Below are 26,103 nucleotides of genomic sequence, written 5' to 3'. Positions count from 1 at the left end.
GACCTGGCTATCACCCATGCACACCCCTACGGCTCGGCCCCACCCTCGACCGCACGAACCTACTGGTCCTCGACCTTGACCAAACACATAGGGGCCCCCCCCCGCGGCCAGCAGGCAAAGCACCTTCCCGCGTGCGCCGCGGGAGTGAGAGAGGCGATCCCCTCCCAGCCGCCCGTCGATCCGTCCACGCGCGACCAGTACTGCCGTCGTGCCCACCAGGCACACACCGCCACGGCGGACACCCACCGTGCACCCTCGACGACAGCGCGAGCCCCAACCGCAGCGACAGCACAGCAACCGCAAGGCCACGGACCACTCCCCCAGGGCCGACCACCTCGAACCATCGATGCCCACAGACACCCGACACAGCCCGGTCAGCGCGAGCGCCTACCGGCCGCGAGCACTGCCAGTCGACAGAGCACAGCCCCAGGGCGAGTTCGGCGAGCATGACATCACCCCGCCACCCCGCCACCCCGCCACCCCGCCACCCCGCCACCCCGCCACCCCGCCACCCGGAGGGACTTCCCCCCGCCAGTACAACCATCCCGATGTGCCGCGAGTCACACCAGGCAGGAGCAACAGACTCCAACCAACACAAGGGGGAAATATGCGATTCAGCCGTTCCGTGCTGGCCGCCGCCGGTGCCGTGGCCCTCGCCGCGGGCGCCACCACCGCACTCGCCTCACCCGCCTCCGCCGCACCCAACACCACACCCCAGAAGGTCTGCGGCAGCGCCTACAAGACCGTCAACTCCGCACCCGTCGGCACCCTCGGCACCGTCTACCTCACCTACAACGCCACCAACGGCAAGAACTGCGTCACCACCATCCGCAGCACCCCCGGCACCGCCACCGACGTCGCCGCCTGGATCTACGTCCCCGACACCGACGCCTACGACCAGGACTACGGCCAGTACACCTCCTACGCCGGACCCGCCTACGTCTACGGCAAGGGCCACTGCGTCGACTGGGGCGGCCAGATCCGCAACGTCTACGTCCAGATCACCAACTCCAACTGCGCCTCCCTCAAGGAACAGCGGACCACCACCATCCGCTGACCACCACCCACCAGAGGCCCCGGCAGAACAGCCACCCGCACCTGCCGGGGCCCGCAGCACCCTCAAAAGCAGCGCCAAAAACACACACCACACAACCGGCGCAACCAACCAGACAGCGCAACCCCACGAAAAATCACCCTCCAGGACGACCCCCACCGGTGGCACCCCGGACACGGACAAAGCCCTCCACACCCACCAACCCACCCAACCACCCCCCGCCCACCCCGAAGAAGAAAACACACACGCCCTGACCAGCGCGCGCGGCCAGCACGCCACACCCCTGACCACTCCACACCCCGGCATCCACCCACCCCGAGACCCCACCACCGGAAACACCGACCCCAGCCACCGCGACGCACTACACCCCGGCATGACCCGCGTAACCACAAAAACCACTCCCGCCACAGCCGACCACCTGGCTGGGCAGGCCGTGGTGGCCGTCGAGGCGGGTCCGCTGCAGCCGACGGCGATCAGGAGGTCGCGCGGGACGCCCTACTCGGCGGCGGCGCTGCTGAAGGCGTGGGCGACGGGACCCTCGGATCTGCCGGTCCGGGGCGCGGCACCGGCGGGTTGCACGGCGGCGGCGACCACAGCCAGGGTGCCGAGACCGGCGAGAGCCGCGCGGACCAGGAGTATGCGGGGGCATGGGAGTGACCTTCCGGGTGGGGAGAGTTCCGGGTGGAGGCGACTGCGGGTGCCGGTGGGGGGTGGTGGGCGTGCGGGGCCGGGGGACCTCGTGCGGTCCCCGGCCCCAGGGCTGCGGCGGGTCAGACGGTGCCGCTCTCCCACCACCAGGAGCGGCCGAGGTCGGCGCGGCTGTCGACGTGCTGATGGTCGACGTCGTACCGCTCCAGACCCGAGAAGCCGCAGGTCTCGGCCTTCTGGTAGACGGTGCGGTCGGCGATGCCGGGCACGTCGAGGTCGGCCGCGGTGCCGCAGAGGTGCATGCTGTCGCTCGCGCCGCCGATCTCGGCGTTGTGCGCGATGCTGCGGAAGCCGGAGTTGACGGTGATCGGCACATTGCCGAGCTTCTTGCGCAACGCCTCCAGCTTGTACATCGCCCGGCGGGCGTTCTCCTTGACAGCGGCGGCGCTCACCTTGCCGCCGTCGAAGTTGCCGCTCGAACGGTCGCAGAACTCGCTCCAGTTGAAGTGCGCGGTCGAACCGTCCGACTGCTCAAGGGCGTTGAGCTGCGCCTGGGTCACAGGTCCGGCGCTGCCGTCGGCCGAGAGCCCGTACGCGGCCTGGAAACGACGCACCGCGGCGGCGGTTCCAGGACCGAAGTCGCCGTCGCCGCTCACCCGGGACTGGGACGCGGAATCGGCGGCCCAGCCCGCCACACCCGGACCTGAAGCTCCATCACATCGGCACCGGTGGCGCCCTGGTTCATGGTGCGCGCCCAGTCGTACGCCTGCGCGCCGCCCGAGAGCAGGACGAGCCCGGCGAAAACACCCGCGGCAACGGCGAGGGCGCCGCGCACGACGGAGCGGCGGTCCGGAGAGAAGGCCATCATGAACTCCCTTGTACACAGGGTCAGAAGGCAAGCCGGAACAGGACGATCTGAGCGTCGCCGTCGTAAGCGCGCACGCGCAGCCTGAAGCCGGTGCCGTCCCTGACACCGGTAGCGACAGCCGCCCACCGGGGACCCAACGCCGAGTAGGTGCCGCCGTGGTCGCACAAGAAAGTGTGATCCACGAAAACGACACAGACATCCAGGAAGCCGGCGGCCGAACTGCTGACCATGATGCCGATGCCGCAGCAGCGCGAAGCACTCGTGCAGCTACCACACCCGACAGCGGCAGCGGAGCAGCCATAGCCGAGCAGCACCGCACCACCACAGCAAGAAGCCACCGCACCCTCAGCTTGACCAACGGCCGGCACGGCGACACCCCCGGCAAGAAACACACTGACGGCAGCGAGCACAACCGCCGCTCACCGGATGCGGAACACCGAAACTCCCAACCACTCGAGGAAAGCACAAGCCAGAACCCCCACCAGGCCAGAAAGCAATCCGGACACACACGAAGAAGCCCTCGAAACCCACACCAAAGGGCACAGCGAACCCGCCACCGACCCCGACACCAACGGCAACAACCCTCCAACTCCAGCCGACCCAGACCCAACAACCACACCCCCCAACACAGATAAACACCACCCAAACCCAGCCAAAACCAGCACCACCACCCACCACACAGACACCGACATCAACACAACAAAACAACGCGACACAGGACCCGAACACGGCGGCGTACCCGTAGTTCAGGTGACGGCGCTGCCGTAGCAACTGGTACTCAAAGACGCCGAGTTGACGGGGCCGCCGACGCGGTGGCGGGCGCCGAGACGGCAAGGGCAGCGAGCAGGGCCGCCGCCGCGGCCGGGGGGGATGAGGATCTTCGCCATCGGGTTCCTTCGGTGTCCGTTCGTGCCGGGCTCGGGTCGCGGGCTCATTTGAGTGGGCCGGGGACCTGCGGAAGGTGCGGGTGGTGCACCGGGGATCGGTGCGGCGGAGCGAGTTCATGCTCCGGTGTGCGCTTTCGGCTGTCATGCTCATTCGAACAGGATGAAATGACGCCGGTGGAAAGGGTTTCCACACGCTGACGCTGTTGGGGGCGACGATGGTGAGCCGGAACACGAAGGAGGCTCCGCCGGGCGCCGCCGGGTGAGGCGGTGGCGTGTCCTGGGCGACGGGACGCCTCACCCGTGGGCGAACAGCGAGCCGCGTCCAGCTTCGCTGGTCCGGACGGGCCGGGCGCCGAGCGGCCGATCACCTCCGGGCAGCTCGCCCTGACCAGAAGCCTCGCGCGTCCGGCCGCGGTTCTGTCGCCCCCGCCGCCTAGCATGCTCAAGGCACCGGCGTTCCCCGGACAGAACGGAGCTGGCGACGTGCCCTTCGCGGAATCGGACGGTGAGGGGGTTCCCGGGCCGTCCGACGGTGCGGACCCGACGGTCCGGCGGCGTCGCATGGCACCGCTGCTGGCCGTGTGCGCCGGTTATTTCATGGTCATCCTGGACGTCACGATCATCAACGTCGCGGTACCGGTGGTGGGCCGGGATCTGTCGGCCTCGCTCACGGGCATTCAGTGGATCACGGACGGCTACACCCTGGTGTTCGCCGGTTTTCTGATGACGGGTGGCGCACTGGGCGACAGGCTGGGGAACCGGCGCGTCTTCTGTGCGGGCGTGCTGCTGTTCACGGTGTCGTCGGCGGCCTGCGCGTTCGCGCCCGACGCCGTCTTCCTGATCGCGGCGCGGCTGGTGGAAGGACTCGGTGCGGCGCTGATCGTCCCCGGTTCACTCGCGCTGCTCCAGGAGGCCTACCCGGCCCCGGCGGCACGCTCGCGTGCCTTCGGTCTGTGGGGCTCGATGGCGGGCGTCGCGGCCTCGGCCGGACCGCTCCTCGGCGGACTGCTGGTGTCGACGGTGGGCTGGCGCTGGGTCTTTCTCATCAATCTGCCGGTCGGTGCGGCCTGTCTCGTCCTGACGTCGCGCCATGTGGCGCGCTCTCCGCGCCATGCGGGCCGGGCTCTTGACTGGCCCGCGCAGTGTGCCGTGGTGGCGGCGGTGGCCCTGCTGACCGCGTCGTTGAACGAGGGGGGACGGCGCGGCTGGTCCGACCCGGCCGTCCTCGCCGGACTGGGCCTTTCCGCGGTGGCCGTTGCGGCGTTCCTGGTACGTGAGCGGGTGGCCCGCTCCCCCGCACTACCGCTCCGGCTGCTGCGCTCGCGGGCCATGGGCGGCGGGGCCGTCGTGGGAATGCTGTTCAACTTCGGGTTCTACGGCATGGTGTTCACCGCCAGCCTCGATTTCCAGCACCGGCGCCATTTCAGTGCGCTGGAGACGGGGCTGGCCCTGTTCCCGGCGGTGGCGATGACCATGTTCGCCTCGGTCCTGTCCGGGCGGCTGACCCGTCGTACCGGTGACCGACCGCTGGTGACTTCGGGCATGCTGCTGGCGGCCCTCGGACTGGCGGGGTGGGCGGCGGCAGGCCCCGAGCCCGCGTACGCGCTGCTGGTGGCGCCGATGATGGCCACCGGATTCGGTACGTCCTTCGCGCTCACCGGCGCGACCGCCACCGTGATGGGGTCCGCGCCTCCGGCGTACGAGGGAGGCGCCTCGGCCCTGTTCAACACGACCCGGCAGATCGGCAGTGCCACCGGTGTGGCGCTCGGCGGCAGTCTCCTGGCGACCAGTGGCGGCTACGGAACCGGGGTGCGCGTCAGCATGGCGATCGGTGCTCTCGCCTACCTGATCGCGGCGGCCCTCGCCTGGGCGTGCGTGCCGGCCCGGGCGCGGGGCGCGGGCCGGTGACCACGCCGCGGTCGTCGCCGCCTTCCGAGCCGCAGCCGCAGCCGCGGAGGCGTTGAGCCCAGCCGCCCTGAAAAGGCACGGTCGCCCCTGGACGGCGGGAGCCGGTCGTGGTCGGGTGGGCGCATGACTTCCTTGATCCGTCACGTCACCGTGGACTGCGCCGATCCCTACGTTCTCGCCACGTTCTGGGCCGGAGTGCTGGGGGGCTCCCTCGCCGAAGACGACTTTCCGGGAGATCCGGAGGCCACGGTGACGACTGCGGCTGCCGCCCTGCTGTTCGTCAGGAGCGATGAGCGCAAGTCGGTGAAGAACCGCGTGCATCTGGACGTTCAGCCCCAGGACCGCACCCGGGACGAGGAGGTCGAGCGTCTTCTCCTGCTCGGTGCCACCGTGCAGGGTGATCACCGTCGGCCCGACGGTTCCGGATGGGTGACCTTGCTGGACCCCGAGGGCAACGAGTTCTGCGTGGAACGCAGCAGGGAGGAACTGGCGCTCCGCTCTCCTGCCATGATTACTACCGATCAGTAGCTTGACGTTCGGCGAGAGGCAGCGCAGTGACCCGAGTGTTCACCGTGAAGGGCAGCATCGTCATCGACGTTCCACCGGAGGTGGCCTACCGCGCGGTGAGCCGCCCCGGCGACATGGGGCGCTGGAGTCCGGAGAACCTCGGCACGACAGCCGACGCGGCGGGCGAGGACGCGGCCGTGGGCACCACGTTCGTCGGACGCAACAAGCGGGGCAGGTTCCGCTGGGTCACGCGCTGCACGGTGACGGCCGCGGATCAGGGGCGCCGCTTCGCTTTCCGCGTGCACGCCATCGGACGCACCCGCCCGTTTCTGCGCGGCCCGATCGCCACCTGGGAGTACCGCTTCGAGCCGGTCCAGGGGGGCACGCACGTGACGGAGATCTGGACCGACGACCGGCGTGCCTGGCCCACCTTCGTGGCCCACGCCTTCGACAAGCTGGTCACCCGGGGCAGGACCTTCGCCGACTTCCAGGTCCGCAACATCGACACGACGCTGAGCAACCTGAAACGGGAGCTGGAGCGGGACCTCACCCCCTGAACGCCGACACCGGGAGTCCAGGGGCATCCCGGAACGGGATGGCGAGCCGGCTCAGCCGGCATCCGGCGTGGTGAAGGCGCTGAACACCACCGAGACGGGTGACCGGGTCGCCGCCTTCGACGGTGTCGGTGAGTCGTGTCTCCGTAGACGATGCCGATACCGGTGGGCAGGTGGTCGGGGAGGGGCGGGCGAAGTGCCCGGGCAGGAAATCCAGTTCGGCCGTGGCGCCGTCCGGACCATCGGAGGGCGGCGCGCCACTCGCACTGACCGGCGGCTAGGTCCTGGGCGCCAGCCTCTCGGCGCACGCCTCCCTGCCGGGCGCCCTCGCCGCGTACGAAAGCTGGACGCGGCCCCTCGTCGACGCCGTGCAGAAGCTCCCGCCCGGCGTCGTCCGGGCTCCTTGCCCCCCGGACCCGGCTCGATCCGGCCCTGCGCACCGTGACCGTCAGACACCTCCGTCGCGCCAGGTCGCCGCCGAGCGGACGTCGCGCCAGGTCGCCGCGTGCTCGTGGAACGCGAACCGCAGCGGGTTGTGGGTGTCGATGTTCTTGGTCAGACCGTAGACCACGCCGTCGGCCTCGGGCTCGAAGCTGGTGAACAGGCGGTCCCAGACGACGAGGATGCCGCCGTAGTTGCGGTCCAGGTAGACGGTTTTGGAGCCGTGGTGCGCGCGGTGGTGGGACGGGGTGTTGAAGACCCACTCCACCGGGCGCCACAGCTTGTCGACCCGTTCGGTGTGCAGGAAGAACTGGTCGACGAGGCTGACGGACTGCTGGAGGAGGATCATCCAGGGCGGTACGCCGAGCAGGGCGAGCGGCAGCCAGGACGGCAGCGTCGTGATCGGCGTCCAGCTCCGCCGGAGCGCGGTCGAGAGGTTGAAGCGCAGGCTGGAGTGGTGGACCACATGGCTCGCCCACAGCACCCGCACCCGGCGGTGGGCACGGTGGAAGACGTAGTAGGCCAGGTCGTCGGCGAAGAACAGCAGCAGCCAGGTCCAGGGCGAGGACGGCGGGAGGTGCCAGGGCGCGAGGGTGAAGGCGGCGGCGTACACCACGACCGTCACCACCTTCCACGGCAGCCCGATCACTTGGCTTCCCGCGCCCGTGGACATACTGGTGACGGTGTCGCGCAGTTCGTAGCCGCGCTCATCGTCGCCGGACATAAGCGCCCTCCACGATGAGCCGCCACCAGGCGACGTCCGGCTCGTCGAGCTCCGTGAAGTCCGGGCCCGGTAGGGCGTACCGGCTCGCCCCCTCCATGATGCGGGCGGCGGTCTGGTCGGAGCGGCGCAGCGCGCACAGCCGGGCCGCGTCGACGCCGACCCAGGCGCGCATCTCCAGGGTGTCTCGGGTGAGTTCGGGGATCGTGGGGCCGGTGTCGGCCGCGGCGATGCCCAGGGCGAGGTCGAGGCCGGCGGTGCGCCGTCAGTCCAGAACGAGGGTGCGACCGCCGTGGCTGACCTCGACCAGCCGGGCCTGCTGGAGCCGCTTGACCGCTTCGCGCTGGGCGTGCCGAGTGACGCCGAACTCGGCCGCCAGGTCGCGTTCGGCGGTCAGCGGGGAGCCGGGTGGCGGCGCTCCGCCGAGAATCCCGTCGCGCAGCACGGCATAGAGCTGGTCGGAGACCGCTTCGCGCCGGACGGGCAAGGAAGGCATGGCGAACAGGGTGGGTGACGGCCGGGCACTGGTCAGCTGGTTGGACCCGGTCGCCTCCGCGCTCTTCGCCGTGCCGGGTTCTTCTGATGCGCTGCGCGAGGTTCGTGCGCGGCGAACAGTTCGGGCGGATTTTTCCGCCGAAGCCGTGCTCGCGCATCCGTACGGACGCGCCGGCACGAAAAGTATCGCGTAACGCCGTCAGTCAGCCGTCGAACGGGAGGCGTGGATGGAGATCGAGGGTGCGCGCGTCCTCGTCGCCGGAGCGAGCGGTGCCATCGGCGCGGAACTGGCGGTGCGGCTGGCCGGGCTCGGGGCGGTGACCGCCCTCGCGGGACGTGACCGCCGGAGACTGGCGGAGGTGCGCGCGGAGTGCGGCCCCGGCCCTTCCCGGGTGTTCGACGCCTGGGACCTCGACGGCGCGGAGGGCTGTGCGGCCTGGGCGGCGCGGGAGCTGGGAGGGCTCGATGCCGGAGTGGTGTGCGTGGGGGTGGCCGCCTTCGGTCCGGTCGGTGAGATCGGTGAAGCGCTCGCGGAGCATGTGATGACGGTGAACGCGCTCGCGCCCATGGCCGTTCTGCGCGCCGCGTCGACGCTCGTGCGCCCGGGCGGTCTGCTCGCGGCCGTCACGGGAACGGTTGCCCGTTCGGCGCCGGCCGGCATGGCGGACTACGCGGCGGCGAAGGCCGCCCTGGCGACCTGGCTGACGGCGACTCGGCGGGAGTCGCGTCGCAGCGGCGTGGGGGTCATGGAGATCTGTCTGCCCCACGTGGAGTCCGGATTCGCCGGGCGCGCCGTGACCGGCACCGCGCCCTCGCTGCCGCGGGGCATTCCGGTGGAGGAAGCGGTGGACGCCATCGTGGAGGGCATGAGAGCGGACGCGCGGTTCGTGCCCCTGGCGACGGCGTCGGGAGGGAGTTGGCCGTACCGCAGCGAGGTGCGACGTGACGGGAGAGAGCGTACCGGGCACCGCGTCCCGGCCGGGGCGTACCGTCGGCGAGGTGGAGGGTGTCACGCCGGTGTCCCCGCGTCCCCTGCCGCGGGTGGTGTTCCGGCAGTGGTGGCGTGACCTCGTGTTCCTGCACTGGGCCGCCGATCCTGACGAAGTGGCCCGGCTGCTGCCTCCCGGCACGTTCCCCGACCTCCACGAGGGCCGGACCTATGTGGGTCTCGTCTTCTTCCGGATGGAGCATCTGGCCGTCGGGCAAGCGCCCGCGCTTCCCTACCTGGGCAGCTTCGGCGAGGTGAACGTGCGTCTGTACAGCAGGGACGCCCTCGGGCGGCGAGGGGTGGTGTTCCGCTCCCTCGACTGCGACCGTCTGCTGCCCGTGCTGACGGCTCGGACGGTGTTCGGACTGCCGTACCACTGGGCCCGCATCCGCACATGGCGTTCGCACGGCGGGATCTCCTACGAGAGCGTCCGGCGCGGTGGTCCGGGCCCGGGCGCCCGGGTGCGCGCCGACATCTCGCCGGAGCAGCGCGCGGCGAACTCCCTTGAGGACTTCCTCACGTGCCGCTGGGGCCTCCACAGCCGGATCCGCGGGCGCACCTTCTACCTGCCGAACACCCATCCCCGATGGCGCTTCACCCGGTGCGAACTGCGCCTGTACGACGAATCGGTCGTCGCCGCGGCGGGGCTTTCCGCACCGTCCGAGGAACCGGTGAGCGTGCTGTACGCGCCGGGAGTCCCTGTCCGCTTCGGGCCACCGGTGCGGGTGCCCTGACCGGGTCAGGGGCGTTTGGTCGACAAGGCGCCGGACCTTCCTCCTCCGGTCGGCGACATTACGCCCCACGTGTACGGGTGCCTGGTCCGCGGGTCAACTCGTACTGTCGGCTCCGGCGTCGTCACACACCGGTGGGGGACATGGCAAGCGACGAAGAGGCCGGGCGGAGGCGTGAGTTGATCCGCCTGTTCGGGGAATAGTCTTCGGTTTCCCCGACCTGGCGCGTCTGCGCCTCCGGGCATCGGCGGGTGGCTCGGCGACGGTTTCCGAAGCCCACTTCTCCTGTGCGCACCACCGCGTAGGCACCTCTGGCCGAACACGAGGTGGTGATCCGGGGATTCAGCCGGAACACCCTCGAAGCCGGGGAACAGCCCGACACCCCGGACGGCGGGAGGCCGTACGTGCGGGTGGTGGACGAGGGCGGCCCCCAGGCACCGGCTGGACCTACCCCGGCTGCTGAGCGGCAGCGCGACGGCGCGGCCCGGTCGGGCGTGGCGCCGTCGGCTGCGGGCTCCGGCTGGTCAAGTGGTGCGGAGCGGCCGCCGTGGGCGGGCGCGGGCCGCCCTGGTGATGGATCGCGCCGTGGAAGCGCTCAAGGGCCTTGCGGCCACCCGGGGTCCTGAGAGCGCCGCAAGGCCCACGGCAGCGCCGGTGCCTGCTCAGTCGAGACGGCAACGGCATGGGGGGGGTCTCCCCCTATGTCTGGGTGCTCTCGTACTGTGCGAGGGCTTGGCCGAGGCCGAACCACGTCGCGGGCCATGTCGCGATGAACGTGCCCCATCGGTCCGCACGGTCGAGCCCGTTGGACTCGACCTCCAGGGAGGTCACCCAGGAGGCGACGGACAAGCCGATGCTGAGACAGGCGACGGAGTAGGCGTGCCGGCTGCGAAGACCCTTGTCGTACAGAAATTTGACGATCATGACATCTCCTGTGGGGGTGTGGCGGTGCTTCGTGGGAAGCGGTACGCCTGTGCGGGGGCCAGCTCGGCCGCCTGGCGGGACGGGGCGGAGGTGTGGCTCCCAGACCCCGCTGTCCGGTCGCTCGCGGTGAGTCCACGGGCAGGCAGCTCGGGTGGCGCTCTGCGGCCCGGTCGTCGCCCGGCCGCGATGGCGTCGGTCTGGCCGACTGCTTGCCACCGCTCAGGCCGGTGAGGAACCGCCCTTCTCCTACCTGTTTCACCCGCACGATGCCGATCGGATGCGTAGAACCGCTTCCGCGACCGGATGAGGGCACACATTCCGCTCGGACACGTGCCCCGCCAGACGGAGGGACGGGCAGACGGACAGCCGGATGCCCGTGCAATGGGTCAGAGCGCAGGAGTTGTCGAAGCGATCGTCGCGAGAGCGACAGTCCCGGGCTGCCTTCAGCCTGCGGTCATTCGCACGGTTTCCAGACCCAGTCACGGCTCCGGCGAAAAGTCAGCCGGGCAAGGCAGATCAGCGTGACCAGCCATACGGCACCGAAGGCACAGTAGAGCGCCGTGCTCGTGAACGCCACGGCGAGCCCGAGCAGGGTGAAGGACACGGCGGAGCCTCCCGCGACGGCGGACGCCGGGCGGCGCAGTCTCATGAGCTGGGTCGCGCGGTGGAGGCGGACCGTCGCCCGGTCACGTCTCAGCGTCTCCTCCATCGCGGCCAGCACCCGGCGCTCTCGCGCCGACAGGCCGATCTCGTCCACGGCAGGCACCCCTCTCACCTTCGTCGGCCCCGCGACACGCTGCGGACTCCCCCCTCGCATGGTGTGCTCCTCAATGGTTCGGCATCCCTTGCCGCACCGGATGCACGGACCGCCGATGTCGACACCCCCTTCACGACTGAGGCGGACCGCCCTGGCCCGCCGGGGGTGCTCGCGCCGCCGGCGGTGCGTGAGGTCCAGGACCCGTCCGGTGCGTGCCCGGTCCCGTACCGGTGCGTCGGAGGAGGGGAACGGCGTGGTGCTGCGGTGGCTGTCGGGCGGGTGTTCCGCCGAGCGGCGAGTCGGTCGGTCCCGGCACCGGCCCTGTGGCCGTTCCTCCCCCAGCCGACCGCGTCCAGGGCTGCTGGAGGGCAGTGGGGGGGGATCTGTTGCACCGTGGCGCCAGTGAGCCGGCACGCCACGTCGTCGACTCGCCTCGGCCCAAGCCGCACGGCCGCGCCCGGGGTTCCGGGTCACGGCCGTCGCTGGACTTCGCCACGTTGCTGATCGGACGCCGTCGCGTCCGACGCCCTTGTCAGGAGTTGCGAGCGCGTGAGCTCACAGGTTCTCGGCCATCTCGGACCTCCGGCCGGCCGAAGCCCCGGCCGACCCCAGTGCCACGCGCAGCTCGGTCAGACCGCGGAACGCGGGAAAGGGGACTGTCAGCCACTTCGCCTCCTCGCCCGGCGCTTCCAGGGCGAGCCCGGGGAAGCGCTGGAAGAGGGAGGTCAGGGCGATCTGCATCTCCATCCTCGCCAGCGGGGCGCCCAGGCAGTAGTGGGGGCCCGTGCCGAAGCCGAGGTGGTTGCTCTGGACGCCCTGGCGGGTGATGTCGAAGACGTCGGGGTTGTCGAAGGCGGCGTCGTCGCGGTTGGCCGAGGTGACGGCGATCTGGACGAGGGAGCCCTTGGGGATGACGGTGTCCGCGATGGTGATGTCCTCGAGGGCGTGGCGGAAGGTCGCGTTCTCGACGGAGCCCTCGTAGCGGATGACCTCCTCGATGGCGTTGGGGAGGAGGTCGGGCGAGTCGATCACCCGCTGGAGCTGCTCGGGGTGGGTGAGCAGGGTGTAGACGGCGTTGCCGATGAGGTAGGCCGTCGTCTTGTGGCCCGCGAAGAGCAGGACCCAGAGGGTGGAGAGCAGTTCGCCGTCGGTCAGGGACTCCTGCTCGTCGCGCGTCTGGATGAGGACGCTGAGCAAGTCGTCCTCGGGGGTCTGCCGCTTACGGGCGATCAGGACCTCGAAGTACTTCCGGAGCGTGGTCTCCGCCTCGGCCAGCTTGTCCTTGTCCTTCTTGCTGAAGCCGGTCCGCGCGACGACGCTGCACCACTGCTGGACCTCGGCCCGCTCCTCCTCGGGGACGCCGATCAGCTCGCAGATCACCTGCAGGGGCAGCGGGAAGGCGAAGGCCGACAGGAGGTCGACGGAGTCCTGTCCGGCGCACTTGTCGAGCAACGCGTCGGTGATCTCCTGGACGCGCGGGCGCAGGGCCTCGATGCGGCGGGGGACGAACGCCTTGCTGACGATCCGGCGCAGCCGCGAGTGCTTCGGCGGGTCCGCGAACAGCATGTTGTCGTCCAGGGCGATCGAGGAGTCGCCGAAGATGGACCGGTAGGCGTCGATGGCCGCGTACATGTCCTTGCTGATCCGCGGGTCGGCCAGGGCGGCCTTCGCGTCCTCGAACCGCGTGACGAGGTAGGAGTCCACGCCGTGCGGCGGGGTGATGCGGACGACGGGCGCGTTCTCGCGCAGATGCCGGTAGACGGGGTGGGGGTTGGAGCGGTACACGGGGCAACCACGGGACGCCGCGTCCACTGCCCGGGCTGTCTCGTCCGCGTTCTCCTGCTCTTGCAACTGAGTCATCGACGGTCCTTCTTCTCTTCCCGCAGTGGTCTTCCGCAATGGCACGAGGCGGCTTGACGCCGGAACGCAGGAATTCATTGACGCCACGCGGAACGGGAAAACGCGATTCACCCTGACGCCGCCCCGGCTCTCCGGCCCGGCGCGGAAAGGGGAAAGGCGAATGCGCCGTCCGAGGGAAGGCTCGATTGCCGACCCGGTGTCCCTGTGACAGGTTCGGAATCAGGGCCGCCACGAGTTCGAATTGCTGCCCGAACCACCGCTGGGTCACTGGAGGAGGACGGGCCGTGGACAAGCGCGCCTCGGAAGTCGAAGAAAACGAAGAAATGCTGCCGGTACTGATCGTGGGCGGTTCGCTCGTCGGACTGTCCGCGTCGGTGTTTCTGGGCAGGCTGGGCGTCAGTCACATGGTCGCCGAGCGACGGGCCGCCACGTCGGAGCACCCCCGGGGCCGGGGGAACAACATGCGCACCATGGAGCTGTTCCGCACCGCCGGTCTGGAGCCGGACATCCGGCAGGCGGCGTCCAGCCTGTCCGGCAACCACGGCATCCTGCAGACGGACCGGCTCTCGGGCGGTGAGAGCAGATGGCTCTCGGCCCGGCTCACCGGCGGGGCCCCCGAGAAGGGCCTGTGCTCCACCGTGCGGTGCGCGTGCAGCCAGAACGACCTGGAGCCGGTCCTGCTGGACCATGCCCGTCGCCTGGGCGGGGACGTGCGTTTCGGTACGGAGCTGGTCTCCTTCACCGAGGAGCCGGACGGCGTGACGTGCGAACTGCTCGACCGGGAGAGCGGGTCGACGTACACGCAGCGCGCCGCCTACCTCCTCGCGGCCGACGGTCCGCGCAGTCCCGTGCGCAGGCGTCTGGGCATCGGGCAGAGCGGCGCGGGCGACCTGTTCCACAACGTCAGCGTCACCTTCCGCAGCAAGCTGCTGCGCGAGGTGGTCGACGACCAGCGCTTCCTGGTCTGCTACCTGAACGGGACCGAGGGCGACGGGGTCCTGCTGCCCGTCGACAACGAGGAGAAGTGGGTCTTCCACATCCCGTGGTTCCCCGAGCGCGGCCAGACGCTCGAGTCCTTCACCGACACGCGCATCGCGGACCACATCAGGGCCGCCGCCGGCGTACGGGACCTGGACGTCGAGGTCACCGGGCGTGCCCCGTGGCACGCGGCGGACCGGGTCGCCGACGGCTACCGGGAGGGACGCGTCTTCCTCATCGGTGACTCGGCCCACGAGATGCCGCCCACCGGCGCGTTCGGCTCCAACACGGGCATCCAGGACGCGCACAACCTGGCCTGGAAGCTCGCGGCGGTGCTGCGCGGCTGGGCGGGCGAGGGGCTGCTGGACACGTACGAGAACGAGCGGCGTCCGGTCGCCCTGGCCACGATCGCGCGGGCCATCGAGCAGGCGGCCCGCGAGGAGCACCCGGGCTACGCCGCCGCGCAGAGCACGGCGCAGAGCACGGATCTGATGACCGTCTCCCTCGGCTACCGCTACGTCTCCACGGCGGTCTCCGGCGCGGACACCGAGGCGCCAACCATCCCGACGGAGCTGCGCCTGGACGGGGACCCCGGGACCCGGGCCCCGCACATGTCCGTGGTGCACGACGGGGAGAGCAGGTCGACCGTCGATCTGTACGAGCGGTCCTTCGTCCTGCTCTGCGGCACCGTGGACGGCCCGTGGCCGTATGCCGCCAAGGCGGCTGCGGCCGGGCTCGACGTCCCGCTGGTGTCCTACCGCGTCGGCGCCGGTGCGGACTTCGACCTCGACACCACGTCAGCCTCCAGTGCCGGTGGCGCGGACTGGGCCGCCGTCCACGGCGTCACCTCGCGGGGCGCGGTGCTCGTGCGCCCCGACGGAATCGTCGCCTGGCGCTCCACGGACCTGCCCGCCGACCCCGAGCCGGAGCTGACGCGGGTCCTCGAAGGTCTCCTCAGCCGCTGATCCGCCGTCAGACAACCCGAACCTCACCCCCCATAGGGAGTGCCATGCCGACCGACCTGCAAGCTCCGGGCGACATAGGTCGCCGCGCCGTGCCGGGCGGCGACGACGCCCGACACGAACGGATTGACGTCCACCACCACTACACCGCTCCCGAATGGGTGCGGTGGGCCACGGAGAACGGCACGGTGGACCCGGACAGCCTGCCGCCGTGGACGCGGTGGGACGAGGCCGCCGCGCTGGACCTGATGGACCGCACCGGCACCCGCACCAGTGTCCTCACCGTGGCGATGCTGGGCCGTTCCAAGGACCCGGCGGTACGCAAGGAGAGCGCGCGTGTCTCTCTCGACGCGGTCGGCGACCTGACCGCCCGGCACGCCGGCCGGTTCGCCTTCTTCACGCCCGTCTTCCTCGACGACCCCGAGCTCTCCCGCTGGTCGGTCTCCCACGGGATGGACGAACTCGGGGCCGTCGGCGTCAGCGCGCGCACCAGCACGGGCGACACGTTCCTGGGCGACCCCGCGCTCGACCCGCTGATGGCGGAACTGGACGAGCGCGGCGCCGTGATCAGCACGCACCCCATGCAGGTGGCCACCTCCGGCGGTCCCCAGGGCGTGCCGCCGTTCGTGTGCGACTTCCTCATGGACACCACGCGCGCCGCGCTGAGCCTGATCATGAACGGCACGCTGGACCGCTTCCCGCGGCTCACCTTCGTCCTCCCGCACGGCGGCGGGTATCTGCCGTACATCGCGGGCAGGATCGAGGTCTTCGGCCGCCGGCTCGCTCCCGCGGTCGACCCCGGCCGCGTCCGCGACTATCTGCACCGCTTCTACTACGACACGGCCGCGCCGATGTCCCCGTCGGCCACCCCCACGCTGCTGGCCGCCGCGGGCGTCTCCCGGATCCTGTACGGCAGCGACTGGCCGCCCACCCCCACCCGTGTGGTCACCGAGGTGACCACACCCGCGCTGGACGCGGATCCCGCCCTCGGCGAGCGGGAACGCGGCCGCATCAACCGCGGGAACGCCCTGCGGCTGCTGCCCGCGCTCGCTCCCGCCTGAGCACGAAGGAAAAGAGAATGCCGCACGTCGACGAAGAAGAGATCCGCGGGAACGCGGACCATACGGTGCCCCGGTCCCGGACCCTCACCGGCGGTCTGCGTTGCGCGGTCGGGCAGACCCATCTGATTCCGGTTCTGCTGGTCCTGACGGTCATGATGGTGGCCCTGTGGCTCATGGGAATGCCTTTCCTCCAGGCCCTGACCATTTCGACCGCGCTGAAGATCTCGATGGCTCTTCTCGCGGCGCGCGGTCTGCCGCGCGCCGCGAAGAACTGACGCGCGCTTCAGACCCCGTGGCCGGCCCTCTCCCCGGCCCCGCTCTCCCCCACGCCCGGCCGGGGCGTCGCCGCGAGGTCGTCGTCCTCGTGTGTCCGGCGCTCGCGCAGGTCCGCCACGGCCAGGGCGAGGGCGAGGGCGATGATGGTGGCGGCGGTGAGCAGCCCGAGCTGGAGGGCCCTCGGGGCACGGCCGTGGTTGGCGAGGTGGGCGAAGTACACGGCGCCGACCACGGCGATGCCCACGGACGAGCCGATCCGCTGGCCGGTCTGCATGACGCCGCCGGCCGCACCGGCTCGTCGTACGGGTACGAGCATGAGGGTGAGGGTGGTGTTGGGCGAGACCGTGAGGCCGGAGCCGATGCCGCCGATGAGCAGCGGCAGTGCCATGGCCCAGCCGACGTGCTCGCCGGGCACCCACTGAACGGCCAGCACCACGCCCAGCAGCCCGAGGATCACGCCGCTCAGGCCGATGACGACCAGGCTGCGGCCGTAGCGCACCACGGCGCGTCCACCGTAGGCCGCCCCCGCCGCAGAGGCGGCGGCGAACGGCAGGATCGTCACGCCGGCGGCGAGGGGGCTGTATCCCACGGAGTTCTGCAGGAACAGCGACAGCACGAAGAAGATCGTGGTGAGCCCGCCGAAGAACGTGAGGCTGATCAGGGTGCCGAGCGTGAAGGAGCGCAGGGAGAACAGCCCGAGGTCGACCAGCGGCGCCTCGCCCGTGCGGCCCCGGTCCTGCTCCCACCTCCAGAACGCCCCCAGCAGCAGGGCGCCCAGCGGGAGCAGCAGCCACTTCGCGCGGCCCGGCCACTGCTGTTCCTGGACCAGGGGAAGCAGCAGGGCGAGCACGCCGGTGCCGAGCAGCAGCACGCCGACCGGGTCGAACTTCTCCCGTCCGCCGCCCGCCGCCGGGAGGCGGGGCAGCAGCCGGTGTCCGGCGACGAGGGCGGCCACACCGATGGGCACGTTGACGAAGAACACCCAGCGCCAGCCGTGCTCGGTGCCGAACGCCTGGAGGAGCAGTCCGCCCACGAGCGGACCCACGGCGGTGGACACGGCGATGACGCTGCCGTGGAAACCGAACGCCCGGGCCCGTTCGGCACCCTGGAACATCTGCTGGATCAGTCCGGAGGTCTGCGGGGCGACCACACCGGCGGCCGCGCCCTGGACCATCCGGAACACCACCAGCCAGGCGGGCCCGGCGGCGAGACCGCACGCCATGGACGCGGCCGTGAACACGGCGAGGCCGAACAGCAGCACCTGGCGGCGACCCCGCAGATCGCCCAGCCGTCCCGCCGGCGCCAGCGCGAGCCCGAAGGCGAGGGCGTACCCGGACACCACCCAGGACTGGGTGGCTTCGGAGGCACCGAGCCCGCGCTCCATGGAAGGCAGCGCCACGTTCACGATCGAGACGTCGAGCAGCGAGATGAAGCCCGCGGTCAGACAGACCCCGAGCGCTTTCCACCGCCGGTCGTCGAGAACGGGACGGTCCGTTTCTGTGGTCATGCGATCACGCTATGCAGTCACGGGCGGTCGCACCAGCGGTGAAGGGGGGTGTCGGGGTGCCGATCGGCAGCACGGAGCAGGGCGCCGACGCACCACCGGTCAGACGGTGAGCCGGGGTTCGCCCGGACCGAGGCAGTGCGCACGAGTCGGCTCGGCGGGTCCACCTGCCGTCCGTCCGCCACCGCCTGAGCGGGACGTCGGATCAACCGCCGGAACCCGGTGCCGTGACCGGCAGGCCGGACAGGTTCAGGTCGGCCGGGGGTGGCAGGGGACCGTGTTGCGGGGCGGGACCGAAGGAGTCGAGGAGGTAGGCGACCAGGCGGGCCGATGCGGCCGGTTCGTCGGGGAGGGCGGCGACCAGGCCGCCGTGGGAGAGGAGGACGACGGCCAGGTCGGAGAGGTGGAAGTCGGGGCGGAGGGCGCCCGCGGCCTGGGCTCGGCGGATCAGGGCGGACAGCGCCCGCTCGGCCTCGGACCGGGCTGCGGCGTGTTCGCGGGCGCGGTCCGGGAAGGCCGCGAGGAACGCCGCCGGGAAGCCGCGCTCCTCGCGTTGGAGGCGGCACAGTTCCACCACCAGGCGCCGGAAGCCGCGGCCCGGGTCCGGGTCGGCCACCGCTTCGGTGAACACCTTTGCGCACGCTGACATCTGGTAGGCGAAGGCGCCTCGGACCAGGTCGTCGCGGGTCGGAAAGTGGCGGTACAGCGTCGCCACACCCACTCCGGCGCGGCGGGCCACCGTCGCCATCGGGGCGTCGATGCCGTGCTCGGCGAAGACCTCGCGGGCGGCCGCCAGGATACGGCGGCGGTTGCGGCGGGCGTCCAGGCGCAGCCCCGTCTCCTCGGCGGGGTCGGCCGCCGCGTACCGGCCCACGCCCGGGGGTGCCATCCGAGAGGAATCCCCGGTCACTGTCTCTCACCTTCGCGTAAACGGACGATGCCGTCCGTTTACCAGCCTAACCTCGGGAAACGGCCGCCGGGTGCCCTCCGGCGGGCTCCGTTTCCGCAGCTCCGTACCGGCAGAGGAGAACACCATGAGGGCCGTATTCGTCGACCGCTTCGGCGGCCCGGAGGTGCTACGGGTCGGGGAGGCCGAGCGGCCCGCGCCGGGTCCCGGGCAGGTGCTCGTGCGGGTGCGGGCGTTCAGCGTCAACGGCGGTGAACTCGCCGCCCGCGCCGGGAAGGTGCGCCTCGTGACCGGCCGCCGGTTCCCGCAGCGCACGGGTCTCGACTTCACCGGCGAGGTCGTCGGGCTCGGCAGGGGTACGGCCAAGATCGCGGTGGGCGAGCGGGTGTGGGGCGTGCTGGGCCGTGGCTCGGGGTTCGGCAGCGCCGCCGAGTACGTCGCGGTGCCCGCCGAGCGGGTCGGACGGGTGCCGGACGGGCTGGACCTGGTGGAGGCGGCCACGCTCCCGGTCGCCACCACAGCCGTCACCGCCCTGCGCGACAAGGCCCGCCTCCGGCCCGGTGAACGGGTCCTGGTACGCGGGGCGGCGGGCGGGGTCGGCAACGCAGCCGTCCAACTGGCCAAGGCGCAAGGCGCCCATGTCACCGGTCTGGCCCGCGCGGCGAACCTCGACTTCGTCCGCGATCTGGGGGCGGACGAGGTGGTGGATCACCGCGCCGTGGGCCCAGGCGAGTTGGGCCGCTTCGATGTCGTACTGGACACGGTGGGCACCCAACTGCCCGTCTACCGCGACCTGTTGCGTCCCGGCGGTCGTATGGTCACCATCGCCTTCGACCTGTCCCGGCCTGTGGCGTCCCTCGCCTGCGTCGCCGCGAGTGCGGTGCACGGCCGCGCCCGTATCCGTTTCTTCAGCGGTAATCCGCGGCGGGCTCTGCTGGACGACATCGCCCGGCACGTGGTCCGGGGCGATCTGCGGCCCATGGTGGACACGGTCTATCCCCTGGCGGCTGTCGCCGACGCCCATCGGGCGCTGGAGGCGGGTGGGGTGCGCGGCAAGTACGTGGTGCGGGTGGACTGAGCCGACGGGGGCGCGCCCCTGTCGTACCCAGGGTTCGTCCGTCGGATTCGGCGCTCCACGAACCGCGAACTCCTGCTCCCGGGCTACTTCTTGTCCTTCTCGTCGTTCTTCTTGAAACAGACGACGAACGTCTTGCCCGAGGCCAACTGCGTCAGCGAGCCGGTGGTGTCCGGGACGTCCGAGCACGCGAAGGTGTCGACGACCGCGTCCTTGTCCATCTTGAGAACCTTGTAGTCGGCGTGCGGGTCGGTGCAGTCGAGCTTCTCGGCCTTCGCGTTCGTGTCCGTGCCGGTGTTCTGGAAACAGTCACCGGGCTTGAGCGTCGCGGACTGGTCCTTGGTGTCGTACGGGCCCAGGGCGGAGAACGTCACGAGGCCCGCGAGGACGAGGAGCACGGCGAGGAAGATCAGACGGTTGCGTCGTATCTGCGCCGGGGTGCGCGAGACGTTCGGGTCGCCGGGGGACGGTGGTCGGGGCACGGTCGGTTCCTTGGGCTAGGGGTGTGTGCAAGAGAGATCATGAAACTAGCCCACCGGCCCACAGGTGCCGCTCGCCGCCCCCGTTGTCGGTGGGTGGCGCAGGTGGTGGAACACGGAGCCGAACCCCGGCAGGATGTCGGTCCCGGGCGATCGCGTGGACGACGCCGCTCGTCTGTGCGCCTTTCTCCGCTCAGGGGAGGACCGCTTCGGCGTGCGGCTGACAGCCCTTCTCCCCCGACCGCCCGGACCTGTCCGTGGCGGCGCCCCCGCAGACGGTGGAGGACGCAGGCGCTGGACGTTCTGGTGGGACCGGGGACCGCGCGGACCCTGCGGGCCGCTCGGTTCACACGCGGGTGAGCCGGTGCAGTGCCCAGTGGACCATGGGGGCGTAGAGCAGTGGGACCGGGCAGGCGGCGGTCAGGTCCACGGCTACTTGGGTGCCCGTTCCGTGGGGAGACATGGTGTGGGCCACCTGTACGGGGATACCCAGGAAGACCAGTTGCCAGGTCCAGGCGCCCTTCGGGCGGTCGACCTCCGTGACGAGGAAGCGGCCGCGCAGTACGCCCGCCACCTGGACCACTCCCTGTGCGCCCGGCCGGATGACGTCGCCCTCCGTCTCGACGGCACGCAGATGCGGTGCCCAGTGGGCCCAGCGGTCGTACCGCGCGTAGCGTTCCCAGACCACATCGGGCGCCGCGGGGCCCGCGACCGTGACGGTGTGCCGCATCTCCTACCTCCCAGCGGTGTCGGCCTCAATCTACGGGGCACCGCGCAGGGGTGCCTGGCGAGCGGGGCGAGTGCGGACGCGGACCCGGGGGGGGCGCTGAGTGATCCGGAGGGTGCGCTCACGCGCGAGCGGGTGACGCCGACCGAGATGTCGCGCGCGCCAGGGACCGCTCGGCCGCCCGCGCACCTCCTCGTCGTACCGGCGCAGCACCAGCTGCGCCACGTACCGCTGTGCGCCAGGGGCGCAGCCGTCCAGCTGGCCCCGTTCCGGTGAGCCGGCGAGCGGAGCGACCCGGGGCCAGGAGGTGGGTCGCCAGGGCTACGTCCGGGTGACCCGCCGACCGCCTGGCGGCGACCGCCTTGGCGGGTGAAGGCTCTCGCCTGTGGCGTAGGCGGCCGTCACCGGCGCGTCGAGGTGGGCCGCCGGCAGGCGGGCCGATTCGGCCGTGTCGGCGCGGGCCCGGGGGCCGGAGCTCGCGGCGTACGGCGTCTGCGCGGCGGTCACCTGGACGGCGTACGTCCGCCGGCACCGGTCCGCGTGACGCTCGCGCCCCCCGGCTAGGAGGCGGCAGCCTCGACGGCGCGGCGGGTCTCCGCGAGGCGTCCGGCGACGAACCGGGCGAAGAGCAGCACGTCGTCGGGATCGTCGGCCCGGATGCTCATGCGGCGCAGCAGGCCGGCATCGTCGAGCGCGACGCCCTCGCGGGCGAGGACGAACACGAGGGTGAGGAAGGCGGACCGGGCGTTGCCGTCGTCGAAGGGGTGGAAGAAGCAGACGTCGAGGTACGCGCGTGCGGCTCGTGCGGTGAGGGGTAGTGGTCGCGTCGTGTCCGGCGCGCTCTCGGCCAGGCAGGCGTCGAGGCGGGAGCGGGTGTCCGGGTCGACGCCGTACCGCTCCCGGCCGTTCTTGGCGAAGGCGGGGAGGGCGCGGAATGGCGGCAACTCCGGTGCGTTCAGGACGTGTTGCTGCCAGCGCTGGATCAGTTCGAAGTCGAGCGAGGCGCCGCGTGCCGCATCGGCCCGCAACAGTTCCAGGCCGGCGAGCAGACCTTGCGCGCGGGCGGCGTCGACGGCCGCGTCGAAGCGGCGGATGCCTTCGGCCGCGCCGTCTCGTGCCGGGGTCACCGGTCCGCCCCCGCCGCCGTCGGGAGCCTCGTGCCACGGCACGGTCCTGCGTACGGCGAGCCACCGCTCCAGGTGGTCCGGGGCGGGCCCGGCGGCGGGCCGTACGGCGTCGCCCGGCCGCAGCGACAGCGCGAGCCGCTCCGCGACGTCCTCCACCAGTTCGGCGTCGGGGCCGGTCCAGCTCCTGAACCGGCCGCCGATGGCGTCCTCGACCATCTCCTCCGCGCGCTCGGGCGCCACTCCCCAGCGGCCGAGGAACCAGCCGAGCACCTGATGACAGTGCCCGTACCAACCGCTGCCGCAGCCCGTGCGGTCCGTCACCAGCACGATCAGGTTGCGCGCGACCCGCTCCCACAGAATCCGCTGCTCATCGACATCCGCCAGGTCCAGCGGGTACGCCTCGAACCACCCGGCGAGACTCTCGAGCCACTCCCGCCACTCGCGCAGCGCCGCGACCACCCGTGCGAGGGTCTCCTCCGGTGTCGTGATCGAATCCCGGGGGCAGCACCAGTTCCCCACCGGCCCCCCGTCGAAGTCCCCTTCGTCGTGCCCCCACCGCCACCCCACCGTCCACCGGCCGTAGCACTCGGCAAGAGCGTGCGACATGGCGTCGGCCCACGGCTCCCCCTTCTCCCGGGTCCAGTCGCTCATCGCGGGGTCCCCGAAGCGGACGTCGGGGCGGGTCGGCACCCGCCGCGCGAGACCCAGCGACCGCACCGTCCGCTCAGCCGACCCGGCGTCGAACGGGTGGCGGTCGGGATCTACGTCGGCCCAGGTCAGGTGATGGGGGGAGAGGTCGAAAATCACCGGGTAAGGCTGTCATGGACGTACGGGTGTTCTTCAAGTGGGTTTCGGCGGGGCGGCGGACGGGGACTTGCTCCCTTTCAACTCGGAAACGCGGCGTTCCGAGAGCCGTACCGCTTTCTGTACCAGGCCACCTGCTCCGCGCTCATCGACGAGGAGAGGGCGTACACGTCGCCGCTCCGCGCTCCGCCTCGGCGCCGTTCGCCTTTCTCAGGCGACCGGGACACCATGGCGGACACCTGGGAGGCGGGTTGCCAATGCAGGCTGTGCGTGGGGGCGTTGGGGTCCGGGACGTCCTCCAGGTGCACTCCGCGAGTGGCCAGCAACCGCTGCAGTCTGTCGAAGCGGAGGTGCCGGTCGAAGCGGCCGTACCGCTCGCGCAGCACCCTGTTGACCGTGTGGCCGCCCCGGGAAAGGCGATGCACCTGGAGGGTGAAGTGGTGTCCCACCCAGGGGTGTTCACGGGATCGTCGTTCCCAGAAGAACTCGACCATGCCGTAGTCGCGCCACATGCTCCGGGCGTCGGGGGAGTTCTCGGCGAAGTCGGAGCCAAGGATCGCGGTGACCTGGTCGGGGCTGTCCGCCGGCTTGGCGCCGAGGACCGTTCCGGACGCGATCACGTCCAGGTAGAACGCGAGGGAGTGCGGAGTCAACGGGGCTTTCCTCAAAGAGGTGTGGCGGTGGGCGGGCGCCTCAGCGTAGTTGACCGCGCGGCGGGGCCCGACGGGTACGTGCCTGGACGCGGAGGGGCGTCCAGGCACGTACCCACGGACCGGCGGTCAGACGAGGGTGTGCAGGTGGACCGTGCCGTCCGGCAGGCCGGTCGACTGGAGCGCGAAGATGTCGGGGTTGGCGTCGATCTTCGTCGCCGCTGCCTGCCAGGCGCCGGCGGCGCTGTAGGCGCGGTCCCACACGCCCGAGCCGGGGACCACCGCGTCGACGGTCATGCGGCCGTCGGGCAGCGCGGCGACACTCACCGCGGTGATGTCGCCGTTGGTGTCCAGGTGGGACGAGCTCTGCCAGGTGCCCGCGGCGGTGCGGACGCGGTCCCAGATCCCGGAGCCGGGCACCACGCCCTCGATGTGCTGGGTGCCGTTGGGCAGCGCGGCCGTGGCCAGGGCGGTGATGTCCCCGTTGCTGTCGATCTGCGTGGCGGAGGTCTGCCAGGTGCCCGAAGCGCTGCGCACCCGCTCCCAGATGCCCGAACCGGGCACGAGGGCCTCCAGGTGCAGGGTGCCGTCGGTCAGGCCGGCGGCGGCGATCCGGGTGATGGACGTGTTGTCGTCGATCTTCGTGGCCGCCGTCCAGGTGCCGTCGGTGTCGCGGGTGCGGTCCCACACGCCGGAGTTCTTCACGACCACGTCGACATGGAGGGTGCCGTCCTTGAGCGCGGCGGCGCTCACGGCGGTGACGTTGTCGTTGTCGTCCATCTTGACGGCGCTCGTCGCCCAGTCGCCGGAGGCGCCGCGCACCCGCTCCCAGACGCCCGAGCCCGGCACCACCGTGAAGGTGTGCAGGGTGCCGTCGGGCAGTGCGGCCGAGGCGACGGCGGTGATGGCGTCGTTGTCGTCGACCTCGTTCGCGCTGCCTGCCCAGGCGCCCGAGGAGCCGCGGGTGCGGTCCCAGACGGTGCCGTGCGGGACGCTGGAACCGGCCGGGGCGACGTCGAGGTAGTCCGAGTCGATGTTGACCGAGACGCCGCCGTAGGTCTCGGTGTGGCCGCCGCTGTACTGGTGGACGCGCTGGTGGTTGGCCCAGAGCGAGGACGACACGGCCGGGTCGGCGGTGTCGGCGTTGCCGTTCCACAGTGCGTCGTAGATGACGTCGGGCATCTGGTAGCCGCTGCCGTAGTGGTCGGCCAGGTCGGATATGCCGGAGGTGGAACTGCTGTACACGGCGGACTTGTAGCCCTGGGCGTGGAGTTCCTTGGTCCAGGCGGAGAGGAAGCTCAGCACGCTGGAGGACGCGGAGGGGCTGTAGGCCTCCATGTCGTAGTAGAGGACCGAGCCCGCAGGGAAGCCGAGCGAGGACGCCTGGGTGACGGCGTCGTCGGCGGCACTCGTGCCCTGGGAGGCGGGTGAGCTGATGCCGCTCGCCTGCACACCGACGTAGATGGGGAGGAAGTGCCATCCGGCGGAAGCCTGTTGGGAGACCCACGAGGCGGTGAGGTTGGGCTGGCTGCAGCCTCGGTAGGCTCCGCCGATGTAGATGCCGACGGCACCGTAGGGGGACGCGCTGTTCCAGGTGTTCATGGTGCTCGCCGAGGGCGCGGCGCAGGCGTCGAAGCCCTTGCCGGTGTAGTGGGTGGTGCCGCTGGAGACCGCCGTCGCGGCGAGTGCGGTGGGCGCGAGCCGACCCGTGGGGGCGGCGGCCTCGGGCGTGAGGTCCGCGTCCTTGGCGATGTCCTCGATGAGCCGGGGGTCGGTCTTGTAGGTGCCGGTGAGCTGGATGCGGTCGTCGGACGCGGCGAGTTGGTGGGCGGTCCTGTCGGTGCGCGCCTGGCCGGCGCCCCGGGACCCGGCCGGCTGGACGAGCATCGCCTCGGTGCGGCCGACGACGTGGGCGGGGCAGTCCTGGTCCGCCGAGGGGGTGCCGTAGTAGAGGGTGTGCCGGTCGAAGCGCACGCAGGCGTGCCGGTCGCGGTCGAGGTCGACGGTGTGCCAGCCGGCCGGCACGGTGAAGTGGTGGCCGCGGTAAGTGACGGAGCGGGCCGGGGACTTCGCCGGTTCGGCCGCGTGGGCGGCGGGGAGGCCCACGCCGGTGAGCACGGCCGCGGTGGCGGTGACCGTGAGGGATCTGCGTACCGCTCTGCACAGGGCTGCGGGGACGAACACGGAACTCTCCTCAATCCAGGACGTGT

General features: G+C 71.3%; 27 protein-coding genes. 11 read left to right on the top strand and 16 right to left on the bottom strand.

Translation table 11 applies throughout. From position 1 onward, the window contains the following. The first annotated feature begins 607 nt into the window (after positions 1–607). On the top strand, positions 608–1,057 hold the full coding sequence (locus ACWEEU_RS25470) for a spore-associated protein (protein ID WP_451735155.1): 450 nt from the start codon (positions 608–610) through the stop codon (positions 1,055–1,057). 767 nt (positions 1,058–1,824) lie between these two features. Here ACWEEU_RS25470 and ACWEEU_RS25465 read toward each other — a convergent pair. Genes ACWEEU_RS25465 through ACWEEU_RS25455 form a run of 3 tightly spaced genes read right to left on the bottom strand, consistent with a single transcriptional unit; the run spans position 1,825 to position 2,980 of the window. Next, on the bottom strand, positions 1,825–2,358 hold the full coding sequence (locus ACWEEU_RS25465) for a D-Ala-D-Ala carboxypeptidase family metallohydrolase (protein WP_451735154.1): 534 nt from the start codon (positions 2,356–2,358) through the stop codon (positions 1,825–1,827). Continuing rightward, a complete protein-coding gene (locus tag ACWEEU_RS25460; RefSeq protein ID WP_451735152.1) occupies positions 2,355–2,570 on the bottom strand; it encodes a hypothetical protein in 216 nt (71 codons plus the stop codon). Before ACWEEU_RS25460 ends, ACWEEU_RS25465 begins: the two co-directional genes overlap by 4 nt. Before the next feature lie 20 nt (positions 2,571–2,590). After that, entirely contained in the window at positions 2,591–2,980 is a 390-nt protein-coding gene (locus tag ACWEEU_RS25455; protein WP_451735150.1) for a hypothetical protein, read from the bottom strand. 1,038 nt (positions 2,981–4,018) lie between these two features. Between ACWEEU_RS25455 and ACWEEU_RS25450 the strand changes: the two genes are divergently transcribed. The 3 genes from ACWEEU_RS25450 to ACWEEU_RS25440 all read left to right on the top strand — a co-directional run bounded on the left by ACWEEU_RS25450 (position 4,019) and on the right by ACWEEU_RS25440 (position 6,429). Next, a complete protein-coding gene (locus ACWEEU_RS25450; protein WP_451735148.1) occupies positions 4,019–5,365 on the top strand; it encodes an MFS transporter in 1,347 nt (448 codons plus the stop codon). A 123-nt stretch (positions 5,366–5,488) separates the two neighbouring features. Next, complete coding sequence (locus tag ACWEEU_RS25445; protein WP_451735146.1) at positions 5,489–5,893, top strand: VOC family protein; 405 nt, start codon at positions 5,489–5,491, stop codon at positions 5,891–5,893. Between the two features lie 26 nt (positions 5,894–5,919). Next, positions 5,920–6,429 carry an SRPBCC family protein gene (locus ACWEEU_RS25440; protein ID WP_451735144.1) on the top strand — a complete coding sequence of 170 codons (510 nt, stop codon included), beginning with the start codon at positions 5,920–5,922 and terminating at the stop codon, positions 6,427–6,429. 445 nt (positions 6,430–6,874) lie between these two features. On the opposite strand, the gene ACWEEU_RS25435 is transcribed toward ACWEEU_RS25440, so the two are convergent. The 3 genes from ACWEEU_RS25435 to ACWEEU_RS25425 all read right to left on the bottom strand — a co-directional run bounded on the left by ACWEEU_RS25435 (position 6,875) and on the right by ACWEEU_RS25425 (position 8,084). Then, on the bottom strand, positions 6,875–7,591 hold the full coding sequence (locus ACWEEU_RS25435; protein ID WP_451735142.1) for a sterol desaturase family protein: 717 nt from the start codon (positions 7,589–7,591) through the stop codon (positions 6,875–6,877). After that, a complete protein-coding gene (locus ACWEEU_RS25430; RefSeq protein WP_385747990.1) occupies positions 7,575–7,763 on the bottom strand; it encodes a hypothetical protein in 189 nt (62 codons plus the stop codon). The genes ACWEEU_RS25435 and ACWEEU_RS25430 overlap by 17 nt, the downstream gene beginning before the upstream one ends. A 90-nt stretch (positions 7,764–7,853) precedes the next feature. Continuing rightward, positions 7,854–8,084, bottom strand: a complete 231-nt coding sequence (locus ACWEEU_RS25425; protein WP_451735140.1) for a FadR/GntR family transcriptional regulator — start codon at positions 8,082–8,084, stop codon at positions 7,854–7,856. Between ACWEEU_RS25425 and ACWEEU_RS25420 the strand changes: the two genes are divergently transcribed. From ACWEEU_RS25420 to ACWEEU_RS25410, 3 genes are read left to right on the top strand one after another with little or no spacing between them, the layout of a single operon-like run. Continuing rightward, the gene (locus ACWEEU_RS25420; RefSeq protein WP_451735138.1) at positions 8,083–8,277 is read left to right on the top strand and encodes a hypothetical protein; all 195 of its coding nucleotides are present in this window, start codon (positions 8,083–8,085) and stop codon (positions 8,275–8,277) included. The two genes, ACWEEU_RS25425 and ACWEEU_RS25420, sit on opposite strands and share 2 nt — an antisense overlap. Positions 8,278–8,310: 33 nt before the next feature. Continuing rightward, a complete protein-coding gene (locus ACWEEU_RS25415) occupies positions 8,311–9,150 on the top strand; it encodes an SDR family NAD(P)-dependent oxidoreductase (protein ID WP_451735136.1) in 840 nt (279 codons plus the stop codon). Then, the gene (locus ACWEEU_RS25410; RefSeq protein WP_451735134.1) at positions 9,125–9,805 is read left to right on the top strand and encodes a YqjF family protein; all 681 of its coding nucleotides are present in this window, start codon (positions 9,125–9,127) and stop codon (positions 9,803–9,805) included. Before ACWEEU_RS25415 ends, ACWEEU_RS25410 begins: the two co-directional genes overlap by 26 nt. Positions 9,806–10,501: 696 nt before the next feature. Here ACWEEU_RS25410 and ACWEEU_RS25405 read toward each other — a convergent pair. The 3 genes from ACWEEU_RS25405 to ACWEEU_RS25395 all read right to left on the bottom strand — a co-directional run bounded on the left by ACWEEU_RS25405 (position 10,502) and on the right by ACWEEU_RS25395 (position 13,343). Then, positions 10,502–10,726, bottom strand: a complete 225-nt coding sequence (locus ACWEEU_RS25405) for a hypothetical protein (RefSeq protein WP_385747984.1) — start codon at positions 10,724–10,726, stop codon at positions 10,502–10,504. A 454-nt stretch (positions 10,727–11,180) separates the two neighbouring features. Then, the gene (locus ACWEEU_RS25400) at positions 11,181–11,492 is read right to left on the bottom strand and encodes a hypothetical protein (protein WP_385747982.1); all 312 of its coding nucleotides are present in this window, start codon (positions 11,490–11,492) and stop codon (positions 11,181–11,183) included. Between the two features lie 546 nt (positions 11,493–12,038). Continuing rightward, positions 12,039–13,343, bottom strand: coding sequence for a cytochrome P450 family protein (locus ACWEEU_RS25395; protein ID WP_385747980.1), 1,305 nt, complete (start codon positions 13,341–13,343; stop codon positions 12,039–12,041). Positions 13,344–13,666: 323 nt separating this feature from the next. Between ACWEEU_RS25395 and ACWEEU_RS25390 the strand changes: the two genes are divergently transcribed. Genes ACWEEU_RS25390 through ACWEEU_RS25380 form a run of 3 tightly spaced genes read left to right on the top strand, consistent with a single transcriptional unit; the run spans position 13,667 to position 16,619 of the window. Then, complete coding sequence (locus ACWEEU_RS25390) at positions 13,667–15,286, top strand: FAD-dependent oxidoreductase (RefSeq protein WP_451735131.1); 1,620 nt, start codon at positions 13,667–13,669, stop codon at positions 15,284–15,286. A 44-nt stretch (positions 15,287–15,330) separates the two neighbouring features. Beyond that, entirely contained in the window at positions 15,331–16,344 is a 1,014-nt protein-coding gene (locus tag ACWEEU_RS25385; RefSeq protein WP_451735129.1) for an amidohydrolase family protein, read from the top strand. Between the two features lie 17 nt (positions 16,345–16,361). After that, on the top strand, positions 16,362–16,619 hold the full coding sequence (locus ACWEEU_RS25380; protein ID WP_451735127.1) for a hypothetical protein: 258 nt from the start codon (positions 16,362–16,364) through the stop codon (positions 16,617–16,619). 8 nt (positions 16,620–16,627) lie between these two features. Here the strand turns inward: ACWEEU_RS25380 and ACWEEU_RS25375 are convergent, their stop codons facing one another. Both ACWEEU_RS25375 and ACWEEU_RS25370 read right to left on the bottom strand, forming a co-directional pair. Next, positions 16,628–18,127, bottom strand: coding sequence for an MFS transporter (locus ACWEEU_RS25375; RefSeq protein ID WP_451735125.1), 1,500 nt, complete (start codon positions 18,125–18,127; stop codon positions 16,628–16,630). Between the two features lie 202 nt (positions 18,128–18,329). Further along, the gene (locus tag ACWEEU_RS25370) at positions 18,330–19,013 is read right to left on the bottom strand and encodes a TetR/AcrR family transcriptional regulator (protein ID WP_451735123.1); all 684 of its coding nucleotides are present in this window, start codon (positions 19,011–19,013) and stop codon (positions 18,330–18,332) included. Between the two features lie 145 nt (positions 19,014–19,158). Here ACWEEU_RS25370 and ACWEEU_RS25365 point away from each other — a divergent pair, with 145 nt between their 5' ends. Continuing rightward, on the top strand, positions 19,159–20,109 hold the full coding sequence (locus ACWEEU_RS25365; RefSeq protein WP_451735121.1) for an NAD(P)-dependent alcohol dehydrogenase: 951 nt from the start codon (positions 19,159–19,161) through the stop codon (positions 20,107–20,109). Between the two features lie 83 nt (positions 20,110–20,192). Here ACWEEU_RS25365 and ACWEEU_RS25360 read toward each other — a convergent pair whose 3' ends face one another. The 5 genes from ACWEEU_RS25360 to ACWEEU_RS25340 form a co-directional block, all read right to left on the bottom strand. Beyond that, positions 20,193–20,588 (bottom strand): LppU/SCO3897 family protein, encoded by a 396-nt coding sequence (locus ACWEEU_RS25360; protein WP_385747968.1) that lies wholly within the window; start codon positions 20,586–20,588, stop codon positions 20,193–20,195. A gap of 343 nt (positions 20,589–20,931) precedes the next feature. Then, entirely contained in the window at positions 20,932–21,315 is a 384-nt protein-coding gene (locus ACWEEU_RS25355) for an SRPBCC family protein (protein WP_385747966.1), read from the bottom strand. Positions 21,316–21,872: 557 nt separating this feature from the next. Then, the gene (locus tag ACWEEU_RS25350; RefSeq protein ID WP_451735118.1) at positions 21,873–23,246 is read right to left on the bottom strand and encodes a Fic family protein; all 1,374 of its coding nucleotides are present in this window, start codon (positions 23,244–23,246) and stop codon (positions 21,873–21,875) included. A 77-nt stretch (positions 23,247–23,323) separates the two neighbouring features. After that, the gene (locus ACWEEU_RS25345) at positions 23,324–23,896 is read right to left on the bottom strand and encodes a hypothetical protein (protein ID WP_385747962.1); all 573 of its coding nucleotides are present in this window, start codon (positions 23,894–23,896) and stop codon (positions 23,324–23,326) included. Positions 23,897–24,022: 126 nt separating this feature from the next. After that, positions 24,023–26,077, bottom strand: a complete 2,055-nt coding sequence (locus ACWEEU_RS25340) for a DUF1906 domain-containing protein (protein WP_451735116.1) — start codon at positions 26,075–26,077, stop codon at positions 24,023–24,025. Positions 26,078–26,103: the final 26 nt, after the last annotated feature.

Source organism: Streptomyces sp. NPDC005004 (genome assembly GCF_053600675.1).
The sequence above is the reverse complement of the archived record's forward strand: the minus strand, read 5'-3'. Positions and strand labels throughout refer to the sequence as shown.

What these genes read in the sequence shown, in the direction of transcription:
- ACWEEU_RS25365 (WP_451735121.1), top strand. Translation starts at nt 19,159, where the DNA reads ATGAGGGCCGTATTCGTCGACCGCTTCGGCGGCCCGGAGGTGCTACGG.
- ACWEEU_RS25415 (WP_451735136.1), top strand. Translation starts at nt 8,311, where the DNA reads ATGGAGATCGAGGGTGCGCGCGTCCTCGTCGCCGGAGCGAGCGGTGCC.
- ACWEEU_RS25450 (WP_451735148.1), top strand. Translation starts at nt 4,019, where the DNA reads ATGGCACCGCTGCTGGCCGTGTGCGCCGGTTATTTCATGGTCATCCTG.
- ACWEEU_RS25385 (WP_451735129.1), top strand. Translation starts at nt 15,331, where the DNA reads ATGCCGACCGACCTGCAAGCTCCGGGCGACATAGGTCGCCGCGCCGTG.
- ACWEEU_RS25370 (WP_451735123.1), bottom strand. Translation starts at nt 19,013, where the DNA reads ATGGCACCCCCGGGCGTGGGCCGGTACGCGGCGGCCGACCCCGCCGAG.
- ACWEEU_RS25420 (WP_451735138.1), top strand. Translation starts at nt 8,083, where the DNA reads ATGGCGAACAGGGTGGGTGACGGCCGGGCACTGGTCAGCTGGTTGGAC.
- ACWEEU_RS25435 (WP_451735142.1), bottom strand. Translation starts at nt 7,591, where the DNA reads ATGTCCGGCGACGATGAGCGCGGCTACGAACTGCGCGACACCGTCACC.
- ACWEEU_RS25460 (WP_451735152.1), bottom strand. Translation starts at nt 2,570, where the DNA reads ATGATGGCCTTCTCTCCGGACCGCCGCTCCGTCGTGCGCGGCGCCCTC.
- ACWEEU_RS25355 (WP_385747966.1), bottom strand. Translation starts at nt 21,315, where the DNA reads ATGCGGCACACCGTCACGGTCGCGGGCCCCGCGGCGCCCGATGTGGTC.
- ACWEEU_RS25430 (WP_385747990.1), bottom strand. Translation starts at nt 7,763, where the DNA reads ATGCGCGCCTGGGTCGGCGTCGACGCGGCCCGGCTGTGCGCGCTGCGC.
- ACWEEU_RS25445 (WP_451735146.1), top strand. Translation starts at nt 5,489, where the DNA reads ATGACTTCCTTGATCCGTCACGTCACCGTGGACTGCGCCGATCCCTAC.
- ACWEEU_RS25395 (WP_385747980.1), bottom strand. Translation starts at nt 13,343, where the DNA reads ATGACTCAGTTGCAAGAGCAGGAGAACGCGGACGAGACAGCCCGGGCA.
- ACWEEU_RS25425 (WP_451735140.1), bottom strand. Translation starts at nt 8,084, where the DNA reads ATGCCTTCCTTGCCCGTCCGGCGCGAAGCGGTCTCCGACCAGCTCTAT.
- ACWEEU_RS25470 (WP_451735155.1), top strand. Translation starts at nt 608, where the DNA reads ATGCGATTCAGCCGTTCCGTGCTGGCCGCCGCCGGTGCCGTGGCCCTC.
- ACWEEU_RS25380 (WP_451735127.1), top strand. Translation starts at nt 16,362, where the DNA reads ATGCCGCACGTCGACGAAGAAGAGATCCGCGGGAACGCGGACCATACG.
- ACWEEU_RS25375 (WP_451735125.1), bottom strand. Translation starts at nt 18,127, where the DNA reads ATGACCACAGAAACGGACCGTCCCGTTCTCGACGACCGGCGGTGGAAA.
- ACWEEU_RS25405 (WP_385747984.1), bottom strand. Translation starts at nt 10,726, where the DNA reads ATGATCGTCAAATTTCTGTACGACAAGGGTCTTCGCAGCCGGCACGCC.
- ACWEEU_RS25390 (WP_451735131.1), top strand. Translation starts at nt 13,667, where the DNA reads ATGCTGCCGGTACTGATCGTGGGCGGTTCGCTCGTCGGACTGTCCGCG.